Origin of the sequence: Maribacter sp. (genome assembly GCF_049667165.1) — a bacterium.
GTDB lineage: Bacteria > Bacteroidota > Bacteroidia > Flavobacteriales > Flavobacteriaceae > Maribacter_A.
On sequence record NZ_JBATHS010000164.1, the window covers coordinates 1 to 19,322 of the forward strand.

General features: G+C 41.5%; 13 protein-coding genes. 8 read left to right on the forward strand and 5 right to left on the reverse strand.

The genetic code is table 11. The annotated features are described in order from the left end of the window. The coding region (locus tag WBM98_RS08405) for a hypothetical protein (protein WP_424365576.1) at window positions 1-466 on the forward strand (466 nt) is incomplete at its 5' end. 517 nt (window positions 467-983) lie between these two features. Beyond that, complete coding sequence (locus WBM98_RS08410) at window positions 984-1,436, forward strand: hypothetical protein (RefSeq protein WP_424365577.1); 453 nt, start codon at window positions 984-986, stop codon at window positions 1,434-1,436. Between the two features lie 169 nt (window positions 1,437-1,605). Here WBM98_RS08410 and WBM98_RS08415 read toward each other — a convergent pair whose 3' ends face one another. Beyond that, window positions 1,606-7,125: an alpha-2-macroglobulin family protein gene (locus tag WBM98_RS08415; RefSeq protein ID WP_424365578.1), complete on the reverse strand. Its 5,520-nt coding sequence runs from the start codon at window positions 7,123-7,125 to the stop codon at window positions 1,606-1,608. 345 nt (window positions 7,126-7,470) lie between these two features. On the opposite strand from WBM98_RS08415, the gene WBM98_RS08420 reads away from it, so the two are divergent. The 5 genes from WBM98_RS08420 to WBM98_RS08440 all read left to right on the forward strand — a co-directional run bounded on the left by WBM98_RS08420 (window position 7,471) and on the right by WBM98_RS08440 (window position 12,180). Further along, entirely contained in the window at window positions 7,471-7,947 is a 477-nt protein-coding gene (locus WBM98_RS08420; protein WP_424365579.1) for a CAP domain-containing protein, read from the forward strand. A 100-nt stretch (window positions 7,948-8,047) separates the two neighbouring features. Then, window positions 8,048-8,587 (forward strand): 3-hydroxyanthranilate 3,4-dioxygenase, encoded by a 540-nt coding sequence (locus WBM98_RS08425; protein ID WP_424365580.1) that lies wholly within the window; start codon window positions 8,048-8,050, stop codon window positions 8,585-8,587. Between the two features lie 3 nt (window positions 8,588-8,590). Beyond that, window positions 8,591-8,953, forward strand: coding sequence for a DUF1304 domain-containing protein (locus WBM98_RS08430; protein ID WP_424365581.1), 363 nt, complete (start codon window positions 8,591-8,593; stop codon window positions 8,951-8,953). Window positions 8,954-9,054: 101 nt separating this feature from the next. Then, window positions 9,055-10,608: an aldehyde dehydrogenase family protein gene (locus tag WBM98_RS08435; RefSeq protein ID WP_424365582.1), complete on the forward strand. Its 1,554-nt coding sequence runs from the start codon at window positions 9,055-9,057 to the stop codon at window positions 10,606-10,608. A gap of 1,008 nt (window positions 10,609-11,616) precedes the next feature. After that, complete coding sequence (locus WBM98_RS08440; protein WP_424365583.1) at window positions 11,617-12,180, forward strand: hypothetical protein; 564 nt, start codon at window positions 11,617-11,619, stop codon at window positions 12,178-12,180. A 52-nt stretch (window positions 12,181-12,232) separates the two neighbouring features. Here the strand turns inward: WBM98_RS08440 and WBM98_RS08445 are convergent, their stop codons facing one another. The 4 genes from WBM98_RS08445 to WBM98_RS08460 form a co-directional block, all read right to left on the reverse strand. Continuing rightward, a complete protein-coding gene (locus tag WBM98_RS08445; protein ID WP_424365584.1) occupies window positions 12,233-13,228 on the reverse strand; it encodes an acyl-ACP desaturase in 996 nt (331 codons plus the stop codon). 61 nt (window positions 13,229-13,289) lie between these two features. After that, the gene (locus tag WBM98_RS08450; RefSeq protein ID WP_424365585.1) at window positions 13,290-14,024 is read right to left on the reverse strand and encodes a metallophosphoesterase family protein; all 735 of its coding nucleotides are present in this window, start codon (window positions 14,022-14,024) and stop codon (window positions 13,290-13,292) included. Then, entirely contained in the window at window positions 14,021-15,103 is a 1,083-nt protein-coding gene (locus WBM98_RS08455; RefSeq protein ID WP_424365586.1) for a DNA helicase PriA, read from the reverse strand. The genes WBM98_RS08450 and WBM98_RS08455 overlap by 4 nt, the downstream gene beginning before the upstream one ends. Window positions 15,104-15,161: 58 nt before the next feature. Next, window positions 15,162-16,298: an SPFH domain-containing protein gene (locus tag WBM98_RS08460; protein WP_424365587.1), complete on the reverse strand. Its 1,137-nt coding sequence runs from the start codon at window positions 16,296-16,298 to the stop codon at window positions 15,162-15,164. Window positions 16,299-16,586: 288 nt separating this feature from the next. On the opposite strand from WBM98_RS08460, the gene WBM98_RS08465 reads away from it, so the two are divergent. After that, window positions 16,587-19,130 carry an adenosylcobalamin-dependent ribonucleoside-diphosphate reductase gene (locus WBM98_RS08465; protein WP_424365588.1) on the forward strand — a complete coding sequence of 848 codons (2,544 nt, stop codon included), beginning with the start codon at window positions 16,587-16,589 and terminating at the stop codon, window positions 19,128-19,130. Window positions 19,131-19,322 lie beyond the last annotated feature (192 nt).

The following is a 19,322-nucleotide window of genomic DNA, read 5'->3' on the forward strand; positions in this document are numbered from 1 at the left end:
TATGAAAAATTTATTTTTGCTTTTGCTTTCTATAGTTGGTTTAAGCTGTAGTAATGATGATGAAACAAAGTTCGCTTCTAGTAAAACAATCATGTTCGGTGCAATCTATGGCGAATGTGCTGGGGACTGTCGGACCCTGTATCTATTGACAGAACAAGCAATTTATAAAGATTCGGATACTGATACGGAATTCGGGAACTGGGAAAATACAAGCTTTGAAAATGAAGCACTGCCATTAAGTAAATTTGAATTAGCTAAACCATTGCTCGAAATTCCAACTGGATTGCTGGACAGTAAAAACAAAATTGGAGTAGATTTATTGGCTGATTTTGATTATTTCATACGCATTGAACAAAATGGCAAATCAAAGACTTGGATGTTCGATGAGATAAGCGACAATGCACCGTCAGATTTTAAAGACTATTTCAGGAATCTAATCCAAATCAACGGCCAACTCCTTGAATAGTCAAATTAAACCATTCCCATAACATTTTTTCAAAGTAAAATTTCAATTAAAGTCGGACAAAACGTATTATAACACTACCCATAAAAGTAATCCTACCTAACATTTTTCATATACATTTAGAACATCGTGCAAACCAACGTATTGGTACCGAAAATCAGTAAATTCCTGATTAGCATTTTATGAATACCCTTTATTTCGTCTAGGAAAACCTTTATATCCTTCTTGGATCGACCCCAAAAAAAATAGTGTTCTCCATATCGTGTATGTCAGACATTAGAATTAAATTAGATACAAGCCAAGTATTATTGAATTATGAGGTGAAAAATATCCAATCGTGAAGTTAGGTTCTATTGGCTCATAAAATGTAATCCAATTCGTATAACCTATTGCGGAACAATTAGTTGTAACATGTAGATTTAGGTATTTTAGAGATTATAATGGCTATTTAACGATTTATAACCTACGATTGTATTGGTTTTTATTCTTTTGTAAGTGAGAACGAGAAAATGAGGGCGCAGTGAAAAAATTAAGGGACACACCGTATTATTACAGGGCAATCCACGAAATCAATTATAGTTTCGGGGATTTTTACCTATTCGATACTTTTATTGTTGGGGAATTCCATGATAATGTCCATATTTCATGGAAAGAACACGGAAAGATGATCGCCGAGGAATTATCGAACCTCTATGATAATAACGGAAAAGATCTTATCTATATTTCCCATAGGGTGAACGACTATTCATTAGTGCCAACCGATTGGAAAAAATTCTTTAAGCTAAGTTATAACCTAAAAGCCTATGGTATCATAAGCTATACCAAGACGGGTTATTTTAATGCCATGCTTGAAAGAATGTTCGTAAATACCAAGTTACGTTGGTTCAATTCTTTGGAAGATGCCATTGCATGGGTCGACCAAATTTCGAGTACGGATGTTTTAGTCCCCAAGGCCAAAAGGGCTTCCCTTTAACGTTTATAGCACTTCCTAATTATTTTGACTGAACTTGTCTTGGCCTGCCTAGGGCACCATAGCCGAACGGCTCAACAGAAGCCTTCTGGGGGGGATTTCCACCAATAGATGTATCACATTGAACTTGCCTTTTTTTGAGTTAGAACTCGAAACTTGGACTTGAAGTTTATTATTGTACGACTTCTATCCACCTTCCCTTGGTTCTTACCGCGTAATCATTATCATACATTGCCTCTGCCTGCACCCCTGGAAAATAGTACGTGCCTAAATAGGAGGCATTCAATAATACCCTAAAGGTTTTTGTCTCATTCTTCTTCAACTCGAAATAGAAATTAGTGCGGTCATCCCGAATGTCGGTATGGTCAACTTCATTTTGGGCGAAGTCACCGAAATCGGTAAATCGGGTGTTCACAATTTCCCATCCACTAGGGAATATTTGCGTTAATGCCACATTTTCAATGGTATTGCCCGTAGTGTTGGTCAAAGTCACCTCAGCGACAAAATCAGTGCCCTGCATCACCTTTGTCACATCCAATGGCGATCCGTCCCTACCTTTGTATACGGCACTGACCTTAAGGTTTCGTTGAAACTCCTTTTCTTCCCCAACAGCTAATATACCGTTGTTGACAATCGTCACATAAAGTGTATTCTGTTCCGTATTCGTCAAGGTAATACTATTGGCACCTTCCTTGATGACAAGCTCATTATTTGCCAGTGTTTTGGTTGTATTCACATCGGTCGAAGTACCATTAAGGATAATTTTCGCCTTGATTCCTTTTCCGCCCACCATTTCAGCAAATTTTGCCATGGCCAAAAGGCTATAGGCCGTACTCTGCGTGCTCATCCATTGTTTTTCACCCAATTGCAGGGCTACGGTCTTGGCCATTTCCTGTGCCTTGGTCTTATCCTGCATCAAAACCAAAGTTTCCAAGGCCATGGCCCTATTTCTACTTTCGGAACCATAGGTATAGTAATTGTATTCATAATCGTTAAAATCGTACGTGGTAGTAGAAAGCAACTGTTCCGCAACACGTTTCTGACCGATCAAAGCATAAGTGGCCGCCAAGCGGAATCTAGAATCATTTGAAAGCCCTTGGGTTTCTCGTAATCTGTTCATTGAAGCCACGTCTGCATTCCCGGATACTGCCAAGGTATACAAGCGATAGGCCTGTGCCAAATCAGAATTCCCTGAACCGCTTCGCCATTGTTTTGCAATCTGTTGCTGGTAACTTACCCAGCTAGATTTAAATCCAATGGGTAGGACATAGCCCTTGTTTTCGGCTTCCAACAAGAAATGCCCGGCAAAGGAGGTCCCCCAATCGTTGACCCGACCTTGACCTGGCCAATACGAAAACCCTCCATTCGGTAATTGATACCCTCCCAAACGCTGAATGGCATTTTCCACGTGTTTTTGTATCTGGCTTTTTCGATTGCTATCCAAATCAAAGATGTCGGACAAGAATAGTTGCGGGAAGGCGGCCGAAGTAGTCTGTTCCACACATCCGTGGGGATAACGGATCAAATATTTCATACGACCATTGAAATTCATAGGAGGTAAGGTTGAAAATTCGACCTGGGCCGAATTGCTACCGGTAATTCCAAAAGTTTGTAAGTCGATTGTTTGACTCCCTTGGGCATCAAGTACCAAATCCTCAACAATGGATGTCATAGGATTGGGATTCACCACATCGATCGGGATTTCAAATGAAGCCTTTTCGCCATTGCCTGAGGCTTCAACTATTACTTTTCCTATGCCTATAAAATCGGTTATGTTCAAATCGAAATAGACCATTTTCTCATCGGGTTGGGTAAACGATAGCGTTTGTGAAGTTGCTCCATCGATTGTAAATGCTTGGTCTTGTTTGATTTTAACCGTAACATTCCTCACTTTCTTTTCCATCGCAAATACCGTAATCGGAAGTGTTACTTTTTCACCAGGGGTAATCTTTCGGGGCAAGGAGGCCAATACCATTAAGGGCTTGCGAACTGGAGTGGTCTTTTCTGCATTGCCATAGGCCCCGCTCTCGGTTTTCCCCGCGACGATCATCGTCCGTACCGAACCTACATATTTGGGTATACTGATTTGGTGGGACCGCGTTTGGCCTTCCTTCAAATCAAATGGTCCCAAATAAATAACCATAGGCTCGAAACGATTCGCTTTTTTGTTCTTTGCACCAGCCAATTCACCATCGCCTCCAATGGCAAACACCTGATCAATACGGCCGCCAAAGGCCCCAATGACATCATCAAAGACATCCCATGTTTTAACACCCAATGCCTCCCGTGCATAAAAGGTATTCCATGGGTCTGGGGTTTTGAATCGGGTCAGGTCCAAGAGTCCTTCGTCGACTATGGCGACGCTATAAGTCATGGCCGTCCCTTTTGCCTCACTTACTTTTAAGGTTATGTTTTCCTCTGGCTGTAGTACATCAGGCATCGCTATAACGGGCTGTAATTTTGTCGTTGGGTCTTCAACCGAAATCGGTATTACCCCATACAAACGTATTGGGGAATCATTCAGCGTTGATGCGTGTGGTTGCAATAATGAAATATGTATAAAGACATTGGGCGTATAAATTGCCTTAATAGGGAGTTCAAATCGGGTTTCTCCCTTGGAAGTTGTGACCCATAGGGATTCCAATACTTCACTACCATTTTCCACAGTGACCAAAGCTCTTCCCCCCTCAGAACTTGGAAAGGTTACTTTGGCCGTTTCGCCTACGTTATAATTTTCCTTATCTGCCGTAAAAACAAGCATCGTAGCCGCTGAGGGGTCATTTTTTCTGGATTTTCCTGCCCAACCCGGCCAATCTATATAAATGGTCTTTCCTGTGGCATGGCCACCATTGGGATCCTCGACACGTACCAAGTAACGGCCCCAATCAGGATATTTCAATTCAAAATCAAAAGTTGCTTTCCCATTTGCATTCGTACTCAAGGTTTTATCGAAAACCATCTCGCGGTAATTGCTACCGCTAAAATTACTGAGGTTATCCGCAGACGTATCCCACCACCATCTCCAATTGACTTTATATATGGTCACCTTGAGATTTATGACTGTTTTCGGATTACCTTTTTCATCTACTGAAACGATCTCAAAACGGTGTTTGGTGTCGGTCAACAACATGCCTCTGGTTTTATCCCCTTTAGGCGTATTCAACCCGATATAGGTTTGATAGGGGGAATAGGGTTTGACAAAGACGTCTGTGCTAAAATCGCCCCCATTTTCATACACTTTGGTAATAAACGCGGCATTGAGCATCCCTGGTGCCCTGTTGGTAAGTTGGGTTTTCATGCTGAAATCTACCTTCCCCTCAGAATTCAATCTACCATCGAAAACACGTTGTTCCTCAGCAGTGAAAGTCCTGGTAGGGTCATCAAAAACAAAACCTGGAAAGGAATCAAAACCTGTTTGTTGGGCATTGAACTTCGCTGTAACATCCACTTTAAGGTTTTTTGCGATGGCGCCGTGGAGCCATTTCACTTCCAAAGACCCATTGATCGGCTTAGAACCAGAAAGCACTTCCTGTTCAAACGCCGTCTTTATTTTCAATCGATTGGGTTTGATGGTCTCTATCTTGACGGTTTTGGTAAATGAAGCCCCACCGACCGATACTTTTGCAAGCCAATTGCCCGTAGGGGCATTCTCATCGGTCTTAATGGCAAAGTGATAAAAATTGTTCAAGCCTGATTTTTGGACTTCCCGAAGGACCACTTTATTGTAGGGGTCCAACAATTCCAGTTTCACAGGATGGTCAGGGGGTAGTTTGTTGGCGTTATCATTCAATAAAAAGGAAAGGAATATCGGGTCCCCAGGGCGCCACACTCCCCGCTCGCCGAAGATAAAACCTTTGATTCCTTTTTGTAATTGAACTCCCGCTACATTGAATTTGCTTACTGAAAGCGCATTGCCATCGTTGAGTTTTACATAGGTCTTTTGTCCGTTATTCTCCGCTATGGCGAAATAAGCCATCTTTTCGGCATCAAAAATCGACGTGCCTTCGGCATTCGTAATGACATTACCCATGGGCTGTTGTTGATAATTATAGAACGTAACCTTTGCGCCGGCCACGGGATTCGTGTTTAAAATGTCATTTACAGCAACAAAATAACTGTTGTTCACGCCTTTCTTTATCGTAACCCCAAGGTCACTGGCCAATATATTGATGCCGATTTTCTTGTTATAGTAATAGGAAGTATGGCAAGGATTTTCACGCTCGTTCCAGTCATAATTGTAATAATTATCCTCATAATAGGTTTCTATACCGTCCCAAGAACTGTCTTCTTGTTCCTCATCAAAATTTTCCTCGGCATCAGTCTCCGTCCCAAAATCGGTCGATTCACAGGTATAGGAACTAAATGAGGGTTCAATATCAAATTCAACCCTATAAATAGCACCAACATCTGGGGTAATGAGGGTTTTGAGATCCAAGGCATGGGCAGACCATTTACCGTTGGTGTTGGACAATCGATTCTCTAAAACGAGTCTCTTTCTGGCAATAGGACGGGCAACAGAACGTAAATTATAATCCCCGTCAATCGTATTTCCTTGCAGAAATTGAAGGATGTTGTTTTCATATATCTTTAAAACAGAAACGTTAACTGCTTTAAGATTGACCGTTTCAAAATTGATCTTTAGGTTATTTGAAGAGGGCAAAAGCGTACCATTGGATAAAAGTCGAACCTCAGGTTTTAGTTGCTCAAAGGCCATAAGTTCCTCAAATTTCATTTTTAGCTTATTGCCATCGATACTTTCAATGCCTTCAAAAACCTCAATTTGGACGGCACCTTTTATATCAGAATTGGGATACACCTTTAAAGTATTCCCATCGATAGAGAATTTAGGCGAATCAACCCCTTGCAAAACAACCAATCCTTTAAAATTTTGCCCTTTTTTAATGGGGTCTGAAAAATTGATCAATACCAGCTGCTGCTCCCCACTTTGTACCAAGGCATCCAAAATCGTGAAATTGCTCTTTCCAGGTATTTTGATCATATTCTTTCCAGAGCTTTCGATAGCATATTTAGCACCGTCCCATGAAATTTCTAGTTCGGTATCATCTTCATCCCGTTGTATGCTATCGATCTTAAAATAAAACTGGGTGCCTTCGGTCACGGCATCATCAAACTTCAGTTCGAGTGCTTTGCCGTTTCGCTTTACAGCGATAAGCTCTTTTAATTTGGACAATGACATTACGTCTGAACTTCGCACTTGTCCATTGATATATTGTAGGTCTTTTGAATGGGATTGTACAGGCTCGGTATAGACATTGAACTGTTGTTTCTGGGTCCGTACACCAAAGACCATGGTTCGAAGGTCTTTGGGTAAATCGTCTATAATATCCTTTAATACCAAGGTAAACGTGTAATCGGTATCCTGTTTAAAACTTTCTTCGGGTACAAATGCGATTGTCCTATTGTTCAGGGCGACCACTTTCCCCTTTACATTTGGGGTGACCAGGAGTAGGTCACTGTCCAACCCATCGCCATTATTCCATGATTCAATCGGTTGATTCAGCACGACCCTAACATCGCTTTTTGCCGAAATAATACCATGACTCACCTCTGAAATATAATCTTGGTATTTACTTAGATCGTCAAATTGTCCTAATGGGGAATCCTTTTTTGAAGTACATCCTGCAAGAAATAAGAAAATGAATGACAGGCATAATAAATGGGTAATTTTCATGGACGATTAATTTGATTATAAAAGTAGTGGAGATTTAACAAAAATCCATTCCTGAACATCATGAAATTAAAATTTCAAAACACCTTTCTTTTAAGGACGGGATGCAAAATCGATGTTGAAATTTTGGTTTAAGCCACATAAATAAGAAAAATAAGGAGTTCTTATTGCCGATTTTGAAATGTTGGATGCATTTCATCGAAAATAAAGTGAGTTTCATATGATTATACGCCAAATTTCTCTATCATTACAGCAGTTGAACAACCCCATTCAACTATATTAAAAAGAGACTCCCAATTCTCATCCTACTTATATTATAGTCTACCTGCTTGCAATTTAGAACATTGTATGAAGATGAGATTGCCACATGCATTCCTCTTTTTATTTGTTATCATTTTAGGTTCTTGTTCACAGGAATCATTGGATACTGCAAATATTATCGAGGCTAAGAATGCCATTGAAGTTGAGAATGAGCTGTTGGACATTGTAAATGTCCACCGTGTCTCATTGGGCTACACTTCTTTGGAATTGAGCCTTGTTGCCTATGAATATGCGAATGATCATAATGATTATATGATCGCTACAGGTAATCTCAGTCATGATGGTTTTAGTTCAAGGGCTTCAAGTATAGCCTCTGAGGTCAATGCGGAATTTGTCGCCGAAAATGTTGCCAAGGATTACGCTTCCGCGCTGGAAGCTTTTGAAAATTGGATGGCAAGTACCGAACATAAAAAAACCATGGAGGGCAATTTTACCCATACCGCGGTTAGCGTAAAGAAAGATTCCCAAGGTAATTTGTACTTCACCCAGCTCTTCTATCGTTAATCCCAAAGTCCCGCTTTCTTTTCTTACATTTGAATCACTGGCCTTTTAAAAGGCCGTAAACGATTGTTTTTACCATATTGTCAACATTCAAATTTCAATTATGTCAATTTCACCCCCTTTTAATTTGAATAAATGGATTGAGGAAAACCGAGATCTATTAAAGCCTCCCGTGGGCAATAAAAACCTGTATAAAGAATCCGGGGATTATATCGTGATGATCGTGGCGGGGCCCAATGCCCGAAAAGATTATCATTATAATGAGACCGAAGAACTGTTTTATCAATTGGAAGGCAATATCGAAGTCCATATCCAGGAAGATCGTCAGAAGAAGACAATGAAACTTGGCCCTGGCGACATGTATCTACACCCCGCCAAGGTACCTCATTCGCCCGTTCGTCATGAAGGATCTATAGGTCTCGTTATAGAGCGCAAAAGATCCGATGTGAATGTTGATGACGGCCTGCTTTGGTTCTGTGACAACTGCAACCATAAATTATATGAAGCATATTTTACCTTAAATGATATTGAAAAAGATTTTTTAGGGCACTTTAAGCACTTTTACGGTTCAGAGGAATTGCGGACCTGTGATAATTGTGGGACCGTTATGCCTGTTGATGAACGATTTACCTCAGACGATTAGGTCATGCGAATAGCCATCAATATACTCATAGGATCGGTTGCTATATTGCACCTCTATTTTATGTGGTTCGAAATGTTCGCTTGGACTTCAAAGGGAAGAAAAATATTCAAGAAATTTCCGCCGGAATTATTTGAACCTACCAAACCTCTTGCCGCAAATCAAGGCTTGTACAATGGTTTTTTGGCGGCTGGACTTATTTGGACCTTTTTTATCACCGACCCTATCTGGAAATCGAATATTGCACTTTTCTTTTTAGGCTGTGTGTCCATTGCGGGGATTTTTGGAGCCCTTACAGCAGATAAGAAAATATTCTTCGTACAGGCAATGCCTGCAATCATAGCCATATTGCTTCTTTTATCACTTTAATTATTTTATTCGATAACATAAAGGTATCACCAAATGTAGTAAAGCACGATTATTCGTAGCTTTGTAATAAATTCAACAATACTTGATCAAATAGTTATAAAATGTCAAAAATAGCAACGGATTTCGGCATCACTGATGCCTTGAAAAAATTAGGAATAAAAGAAGTCAATAATGGCACCTCTACAGGGACTCAAAACTTTGGTTCTGGAGAAATCATTGCTTCCTATTCCCCGGTTGAAGGAGCTTTAATCGGAAAGGTTAAAAGTACGGGCAAGGCTGATTATGAAAAGGTAATGGCAACGGCTACCCAAGCTTTTAAAACTTGGCGAACCACACCCGCACCCCAACGTGGTGAAATCGTGCGTCAATTTGGGGACAAACTTCGCGAGCTCAAGGAACCTTTGGGCAAATTGGTATCCTACGAAATGGGGAAAAGTTATCAAGAGGGATTGGGCGAGGTTCAGGAAATGATCGATATCTGTGATTTTGCCGTAGGCCTTTCAAGACAGCTGCATGGCTTGACAATGCATTCAGAGCGCCCAGGACATCGTATGTACGAGCAGTACCATCCCTTAGGTGTAGTGGGTATTATTTCAGCTTTTAATTTCCCTGTCGCGGTGTGGGCCTGGAACACAGCCCTGGCATGGGTCTGTGGGGATGTCTGTGTCTGGAAACCCTCGGAGAAAGCGCCCCTTTGCGGTATTGCCTGTCAACATATTGCATCCGAAGTTTTTAAAGCCAATAATTTGCCCGATGGAATTTCTTGTTTGATCAATGGCGATTACAAAGTTGGTGAAATGATGACCCAAGATAAACGTGTGGCTTTGGTATCGGCGACTGGATCGATACGGATGGGGAAAATCGTTGCCCAAGCCGTTGCAGCGCGCTTGGGAAAATCATTATTGGAACTGGGAGGAAACAATGCCATCATCATAACTCCCGATGCTGATATTAAAATGACCATTATAGGGGCGGTTTTCGGTGCCGTAGGTACTGCTGGACAGCGTTGTACCTCAACCAGAAGATTGATCATACACGAATCGATATATGATACCGTAAAAGATGCCTTGGTCAAAGCTTATGGCCAATTGCGAATCGGTAATCCTTTGGATGAGAAAAACCATGTTGGTCCCTTGATTGACTCCAATGCGGTTGCCATGTATCAAAATGCCTTAAGAAAAGTGGTGAAGGAAGGTGGCAAGCTCATCGTCGAAGGTGGGGTGTTGCAGGGAGAAGGCTATGAAAGTGGTTGTTATGTAAAACCTGCCATTGCCGAGGCCAAGAATGAATTTGAAATCGTGCAGCATGAAACCTTTGCACCTATATTGTATTTACTTAAATATTCTGGGGATGTCCAAAATGCCATAGCGCTTCAAAACGGAGTGGTTCAAGGACTTTCCTCTGCAATAATGACCAACAATTTGCGCGATGCAGAACAATTCCTTTCCTGTGTAGGTAGCGACTGTGGTATTGCCAATGTGAATATAGGTACTTCAGGTGCGGAAATCGGTGGCGCATTTGGTGGGGAAAAGGAAACCGGAGGCGGACGTGAATCCGGTTCCGATGCCTGGAAAGTTTATATGCGAAGACAAACGAACACAATCAATTATACGACCGAATTGCCCTTGGCCCAAGGCATTAAATTTGACTTCTAACCCATTGAGAAACCCGCTGACCCTTTAGCTCCTTCGTCATGCCATTAGCTTGACTGGCTCAAACGGTCAGCGGGTTTACCTAACTAACTAACTAACTCAAATTATAAAGAAATTACTGTATTTCCATCCTTTTGCTTGCTCCGCTTAAAAAATCAAGCCTTTACCCTTTTGCTTTTGGAAGGTTCTACTTTCCAACTCCCTTCGAGCAACGCTTGGGTACCTAGAACAACGACCATACAACAAAAAATCAACAAGTTTTTAATTTTCGCTTTCATACTAATGGGTTCTATTATGTTCCTGAATACTTAAACTTACATCATATTACGGGTGAAATCAAGTTTTTCTGTACCACTGGTCGTAACGAGTGTATAGATGTGGGTATTTACATTGTTTACGGCAATAATCCCAACAACGCTACTTCTTTACTGATCTCTAGTTTAAAATTTAAAATCCCTGTTTCCACTTTGTGACTGGGTCGGTTTGGCTTTGACATATCCATAATATTTGGCCCACTAAATCAAACTTAATTATCTGCTTTACTTTTTTATGACCACAATACAGGAAAGGGGTTTAAGCGGTAAGACAAATGAACATATATCGTCTTGATTTAGAGGATTTAAAAGGCGGTTTTTAACAAAATATAAGTTTTTTTTAATACATTGTAAACTAAACACTAAATCAGTATATACTATGACAAAAAAAACAACCAACCTACTAGGGATAATCATCACTATTCTGGCCGGAATGTATTTCTACATCACGTGTTGTAGTGAATGTGGATTGTGATTCCAGAAGGAGCCCCAAAATGAAGGAATGGCCCGGTAGCGCTAGAATACGTTTTGTAAAACTTTGCTTTTAGCGTTGGGTATTTTATGTAAAACGTAAACGACAACTTCAAAAGGTCCTGATGAACCTGTGGCGAGCAATGCTACCGAAGAGGGTATGGCTCAAAACAGACGAACAGTAATCACTTTAAACTAAATAACTAAAATATAAAACGAATAAAATATGGATTTTTCAACAATGAATATTTGGTGCTGGTTAATTCCACTATTGGTAGGTGTACTTTGTGCTATTTTCGGATACCTATTAGGTAAAGGTAATAGTACAACTATTGATAATTCTGCCGATTTGAAACTTTTGCAGGATAAAAATGCCAAACTACAAGCAGATCTTGATGCCTGCAAAGGCAAATTAACGGCTGGGGCTGCCATGGCCGGGGTAGGCGGTGCGGTGGCTGCCGCGGCTCTGACAACAAATGAAAAAGCAATTCCTTTTGATGCAGCCGCAGCGAAAGCTGCAATGGGCAAAGTGATCAAGAAAGATGACTTAAAAGTCGTTGAGGGCATTGGCCCTAAAATTTCCGGAATGTTCATCGATGCCGGTATAAAGACTTGGAAAGCCCTTTCTGAAACGTCAGTCTCAGATTGTCAGAAGGTCCTTGATGGTGGTGGAGATCGCTATAAGATCCACGATCCTGCCTCATGGCCAATGCAAGCGAAAATGTGTTATGAAAATAAATGGAAGGAACTTGCCAAGTGGCAAGATGAACATGACCACGGAAAGCTATAATCCTTTCAACCATTAAAAAAGCCCTGACGGTAGCGTCAGGGCTTTTTTAATATTATAAGGTTCCATTGGCCTCTACCCATTTAAAATGGTATTGGTCTTTCGGAAAGGACATGCGTTCCGAAATACGGTGCAACCTGTCAGGAAGTTTCAATAAATAATCACGTGCCTTTTCAGCATCGTCAGAAAGGTTCCTAACGGTATCCAATTCCCAATAAGAATTCAGTTTTTTTAGAATATCGATATAATCATGGGCCGTATAAACACCCAATCGTTGGGCACAATTTGAAAAATTCTCGAAGGCGGTACCAATGGTTCCACCAGACTCACGTAAAAAATGGGCAGGCATAACGATTTTTTTCTTCATCATATCAGCAAAAGCCAACATCATCCCGGAAGGGTCTTCCCCAAAGATGGATTTTACAAACTCCCGATATGCTAAATGATGCCGCATTTCATCCCCGGCAATAATGGTACACATTTTCCCCAAAAGGGCATTGCCTTTCTTTTTGGCCATCTGTCCAACGCGTTTGTGGGAAATATTCGTAGCCAGTTCCTGAAAGGAAGTATAAACAAAGTTCTTGTAGGGGTCCCTATCGGTCCCAATATCGAATCCGTCGGCAATTAAGTGCTGGGTAGTGATCTCTACCTCACGCATATTGACCCGCCCTGATAAATACAAGTATTTGTTCAGGACATCACCATGTCGATTTTCTTCTGCAGTCCAAGCGCGTACCCATTTCGACCAGCCATTCTCCTTGCCCTCATGTTGATTTATGCCCTCCACATCCATTAGCCATGCCTCATAGGTAGGCAAGGCTTCCTCGGTTATTGTATCTGCGACCATGGTTACCCAAAAATCATAGCCCAATTCCTTTGATTCTTCCCGCAATTGCTCAATGTCATTTAAAAACCCTTTGCTTTCAGGGTCGGGAAGAAAATCAGAGGGTTGCCAAATGTCTTCGACTGGAATCAAGTAGGAGTCCATAAATTCCCCTACTCTCGGCTCTATAGCCTGCATAACCTCTAATCGTATATTCTTCTTAACCATACTTCTGTTTTTAATAAAGTACAATTATATCCATAAAATTTTGATAAAGTTGTGCTAAATTTTAGTTTCTGCCTTTTTCATCCGGATAAAAGGTATGCACAGGTTCACTTTGCCATATCTCATGGGAAAGAACATCCATCATCGATAATGGCCCTAAAAATGCTGCTCCCGTATCCATATTCCAAACATTGGCCGCCTTTTGGGGGGTAGTTTCCCCAATTCGGGTAACGGGTGTATGACCAATGAAAATCTCCTTATAATGCAAGAGTCTTTTAGGATAGTGGTCATGGTTTTCCTGTAAGGAAGGGTTCAATGAAAGTGCCAGCTCCCACAAGGTTCTGTCCCAGTAAAAGGTCTTTGGGAAGTATTCGTGCGCAACACCCTTGACATTGGTGAACCCTGCGTGTAGAAATAAACGGTTCTCCGAATCCAAATAATAATTTTTCAATCCATTAAAAAATCGAATGTGTTTTTCTATGGTTGGAGAATCGGCTTTGGCATAAGATTGTCTACTTGATGCCCCACCATGCTGAAGCCACATGGGGTTATCCTCACCAGTGAGCAACCAATGGCAACAAAGCTCGTCATGATTGCCACGTAAAAACTGACAATCGTGGGTTTGTGACAAGGCAATCAAAAAATCGACTGTTTCCACAACGGGACTCCAGCCGTCAACATAATCGCCTAGAAAGATCAACCTATCGTTCTGGGAAACCCCGGCTTTGTGCAGCACCTGTTCAAGCGCTTTCAAACCTGCATGAATATCACCTATGACCAATGTCCTTCTTGTGTTCATTGTGCAAAAATCGCAATTAGAAGAATCATAACAAGAATAAAAAGCACTAAAAAGAATATTTTCCAGAAAGAATACGGCCTTGTGCCGCTCAACGCCCCTGTTTGCCCATTGATATAAAAAAAGTATTCCTTACCATTATACCGGTAAAAACTGATATAGACAGGGAGTAAAATGTGTTTGAAGGTTTCATCGGACAGTTTGATATCGGCATGGTTGATGCGCTGGGTATCCCCTCCGATATCCCTTCGGATCCAAGTATATGCGATTTCCTTAGCTTTCTGAAAAGACTGATGGTGGCCTTCTTTTAAGGAGATGGTGTATTTTTCGGTAACAAAACCCGCCAGGTATTTTGAATTGAAAACTACCAATTCCTTCAAATTCCAATAGGCTATTTTTCCGGGAACCTCCCTTCGCTTTTTTTCTGAGGCGTTGATCAGAATGTCATCTACAAAACCACTGACCGCTCCTGAGGCAGATGACCATCTTGTTTTACGAACCTGCTGGGTCTTCATCCCATTTTTAGTACGCACCCTTTGGGTTTCATAATAATAATCCCCCCGTTGTCCTTGATATGTTGCCACCAAATTGGAATCAAAGGTCCAATAGGGAATATATAACCCATGAAGACCCTCTGGATCTAATGCTGCACGTTTTAAATTATTGGGTGCAAACCAAATGCCACCGACCCAATTCTTAAAGATGGTTCGTGCTTTCTTGGCATCCAACTGAAATGGCACCAATGCCCCAGGAAGGATCCAACCTTCTTTTTCAATGTCTTCACGGATCAAGGGTTCGCCACAGTAGACACAATCCAATGATTTATAATTCTCCTCAACATGTTGATTTGCCCCACAATTCTTGCAATGCAAGAGATCTATGGTCTCGGTATAGGCATTTTCCCCTACGACCTTAAGGTAGTGTTCGAGTTCGAGTTCCTCAAAACTGCTTTTGGCCTGTTCAATAAATTCCTCATAACCACAATATGCGCATGTAAGCTGATGTGATCCTGGTTTGAATTTAAGTTCGGCACCACAATTGGCACAGGACTTATTGACTTCTGAATTAAGGGTTTCTTCCATATACAATTGCTGCCTTTTCCATATCAAAGTGGAAATTCAAGAAATACTTATATGGTGCTTAAGCTGTTGGTAATGGCGGTGGGGTGCTCCCTCCTAAGAATACCTTCAATTCTTCGATATCCTTCAAGGCAGCCCAATTGGCCATGCCCTGTTTCCAAATCAGGGAATCCCTATTGATGGTTCTGCTTGCGAATAGCTCTTTTAATTTATCGAAGGTGACCGGACCCAATTGTTGCCCATTTACCGCATAATGATATACGACCTGTGTGGGCATTGGTGGGGGTGCCGTTGCTTGTTGTGGTTGCCCGCCAAATGGTTGTTGGGTACCGGGCTGGCTCATCATGTTCCCCATTTGTTGGGCCAAAACAAAGCCCATACCCATACCCATACCTGCACCAGCAGTACCTCCTTCGTTTTTGGCTGCAGCCTCCATGGCTTTGGCAGCTTTGAATTGTGAGAGCTTGGTCATGTCCAATTTATCAAGCCGACTATATTCAAAGATTTCTTTTTTAAGCTCTTCGGGCATGGAAACATTCTCTATATAGAATTTCTCCAATTCAATACCTACCCGACCGAATTCAGGTTGCATCACCACTTGACAGGTTTCAGAAAGCTCACTGGTATTGGCCGCATATAATTCTATGGGCAAGTTGGCCTCTCCCACGGTATCGGTAAAGCGGGTAACGATCAAACTCTTTAAGTGCTCATTGATTTCATAGTTCGTAAAATTACCATCGGTACCTACGACATCGACCACAAATTTACCAGGGTCATTGATACGGAAGCTATAGGTGCCGAATGCCCTTATCTCGACCAGGCCAAAACGCTCATCACTTAACATAAACGGGTTTTTGGTCCCCCATTTCTCATCGGTGAACAAACGTGTGTTCACAAAATAGACCTCGGCCTTAAAGGGACTGTCAAAACCATACTTCCATCCTTTTAACGTTGTTAGGATGGGAAGGTTCTTCGTGTTCAAGGTATAAGTGCCCGGTTTAAAGACATCGGCCAATTGTCCTTCATTTACGAAAACCGCCGACTGTCCTTCACGTACGATCAGTTTCGCATTGTTCTTAATCTCATTCTGGTATCTTTCGAATCGATGTACAATCGTATCATTTGAAGTATCCAACCATTCAATGATATCTATAAATTCGTGACTCAGTTTGTTTTTTATTTCATCAAATAAGCTCATGGTGCCATTTTTTTAATTTGTTAAAAGGTAAGGATTTCTTTATACGTTCCAAAGTGGAAAACCCAATAAATTATTGGTCTCGCAGTGTTTTGATTTGTTACTTGATTTATATTATTGCTTAAATAAATTTGTTAACTTTTTTTTGTTGATAATTTTTTAGTTAACTGTAAATCAGGATATTGACCATATTTTCTTGTATACATTATGATATTTGTCATAAACGAATTCTTTTCTTTTTGTCTACTTTTATACTTTCTTACTAAGCACCTAAAACCATATCATTCACAAATGCAATTAAAAACAGTACCATCCCAAGCAAAAACTTTTTCCCAAGAAGAAGCGTATCAATCCAGTTTGGCCTATTTCAAAGGCGATGATTTAGCAGCCCAAGTATGGGTTAATAAATATGCCCTTAAAGACTCTAATGGGAATATCTACGAATTGAACCCCGACGATATGCATCACAGAATCGCCAGGGAAATAAGTCGGGTCGAGCAAAAATACCCCAATCCCTTGTCAGAAAAGGAGGTTTATGATCTGATCAAGTACTTTAAATATATCGTGCCCCAAGGCAGCCCTATGGCTGGTATTGGCAACCCCTATCAAATCGCTTCACTGTCCAATTGTTTCGTCATCGGAAATGAGGGGAATTCAGATTCTTACGGGGGGATTATGAAAATAGATCAAGAGCAGGTACAGTTAATGAAACGTCGAGGTGGTGTAGGCCATGACCTTTCCCACATACGACCCAAGGGCTCGCCCGTAAAAAATTCGGCATTGACCTCGACAGGATTGGTACCCTTCATGGAACGTTATTCCAATTCAACAAGGGAAGTGGCCCAAGATGGTCGCCGAGGTGCCTTGATGTTATCGGTTTCCATCAATCACCCAGATGCAGAAGATTTCATTGATGCCAAAATGGAACAAGGCAAGGTTACCGGTGCCAATGTTTCCGTAAGGATTGATGATGAGTTCATGAAGGCGGTGGAGAACAACACGAATTATACCCAAAAGTTTCCGATACACAGTGAAGATCCAAAATATTCGAAAGACATCGAAGCGAATAAGTTATGGGGCAAAATTGTTCATAATGCCTGGAAATCCGCAGAACCTGGAATCTTGTTCTGGGATACGATCATCAATGAATCGGTACCCGATTGCTATGCGGATGTGGGTTATAAAACGGTATCGACCAACCCTTGTGGGGAAATTCCTTTGTGTCCTTACGATTCCTGTAGATTATTGGCCATCAATCTTTTCTCTTATGTAGAAGATCCATTCACGGAAAAAGCCGCATTCAACTTCCCCCTCTTTAAAAAACATATTGCATCGGCCCAACGCATCATGGATGATATCATTGACTTGGAGTTGGAGAAGGTAGATGGTATTTTGGCCAAGATCATTGCTGATCCCGAATTGGAAGAAACCAAGGCCGTGGAAATACGGTTATGGCAAAAAATAAAGGAAAAAGCCATCAACGGTCGGCGTACCGGCATCGGCATTACCGCTGAGGGTGATATGTTGGCAGCTTTAGGGTTGCGTTATGGAAGTGATGATGCCAATAAATTCTCGGTCGAAGTGCATAAAACAATTGCCTTGGAGGCCTACCGAGCTTCGGTCCATGCCGCCAAGGAACGTGGGGCATTCGAGATTTTTGATGCGGAAAGGGAAAAGGACAACCCATTTATTCTACGCCTCAAAGAAGCCGATGAAAAGTTATATTATGAAATGTTGGAATACGGTCGTCGCAATATTGCATTGTTGACTATAGCCCCGACCGGTACCACAAGTCTAATGACACAGACCACTTCGGGCATAGAACCGGTTTTCCTTCCTGTTTATAAGCGACGAAGAAAAGTAAATCCCAATGATAAGAATTCAAAAGTCACTTTTATTGACGAAGTCGGTGATTCTTGGGAAGAGTATGTGGTTTTCCACCATAGGTTCAAACAATGGATGGAAGCCAATGGCCTCGATACTGAAAAATCATACAGTCAGGCCGCCCTTGATAAGATCGTAAAAAAATCACCATACTTCAAGGCGACCTCAAATGATGTGGATTGGTTGAGCAAAGTGCGATTGCAAGGGGCGGTACAAAAATGGGTAGACCACTCCATCAGCGTTACCATTAATTTACCAAATGACGCCCAGGAAGAATTGGTGGGTAAATTGTATTTGGAAGCCTGGAAAGCAGGCTGCAAAGGGGTAACGGTATACCGCGATGGTTCGCGATCTGGCGTATTGCTTTCCAATGAACCCGAAGCGGAAGAAACCCTGACTTCCTTTCCTACTAAGCGCCCCGAAGTATTAGAGGCTGATATTGTTCGTTTCCAGAACAATAAGGATAAGTGGATTGCCTTTATCGGACTTATTGAGGACAAACCCTATGAAATCTTTACCGGATTGGCCGATGATGAGGACGGGATCTTGATTCCCCGTTGGGTAGAGGATGGTGTGATCATCAAAAATAGAAATGAAGACGGCACCTCACGCTACGATTTTCAGTACACGAACAAAAGGGGGTATAAGACGACCATAGAAGGGCTTTCACATAAATTCAATCCAGAATTTTGGAATTATGCGAAATTGATTTCAAGCACCTTACGGCATGGTATGCCTATTGAGAAAATAGTGGAATTGATCAATAGCCTACAATTGGAAGGGGAATCGATCAATACCTGGAAAAATGGGGTAGCCCGTGCCTTAAAACGTTTCGTGGAAGACGGTACCATGGCCAAAGGCCAAAAATGTGACAATTGTAAATCCACCAATTTGATCTACCAAGAAGGATGCCTCACCTGTACGGATTGTGGTTCTTCCAAATGTGGTTAACGAGGTAAGGAATACAGAACAATACATCAAAGCGCGTTGGAATATAGAGGGTATTATCTATATTTTAATGCGCTTTTTTGCACTACCATTATTTTATTGGTTGTAATAAATCGGGGCTCGCATCACCCAATCCTGAACAAAATTGGAATAGCACTGAAACAACCGTTGTCGAAGATCAAATCGATCCGTCGA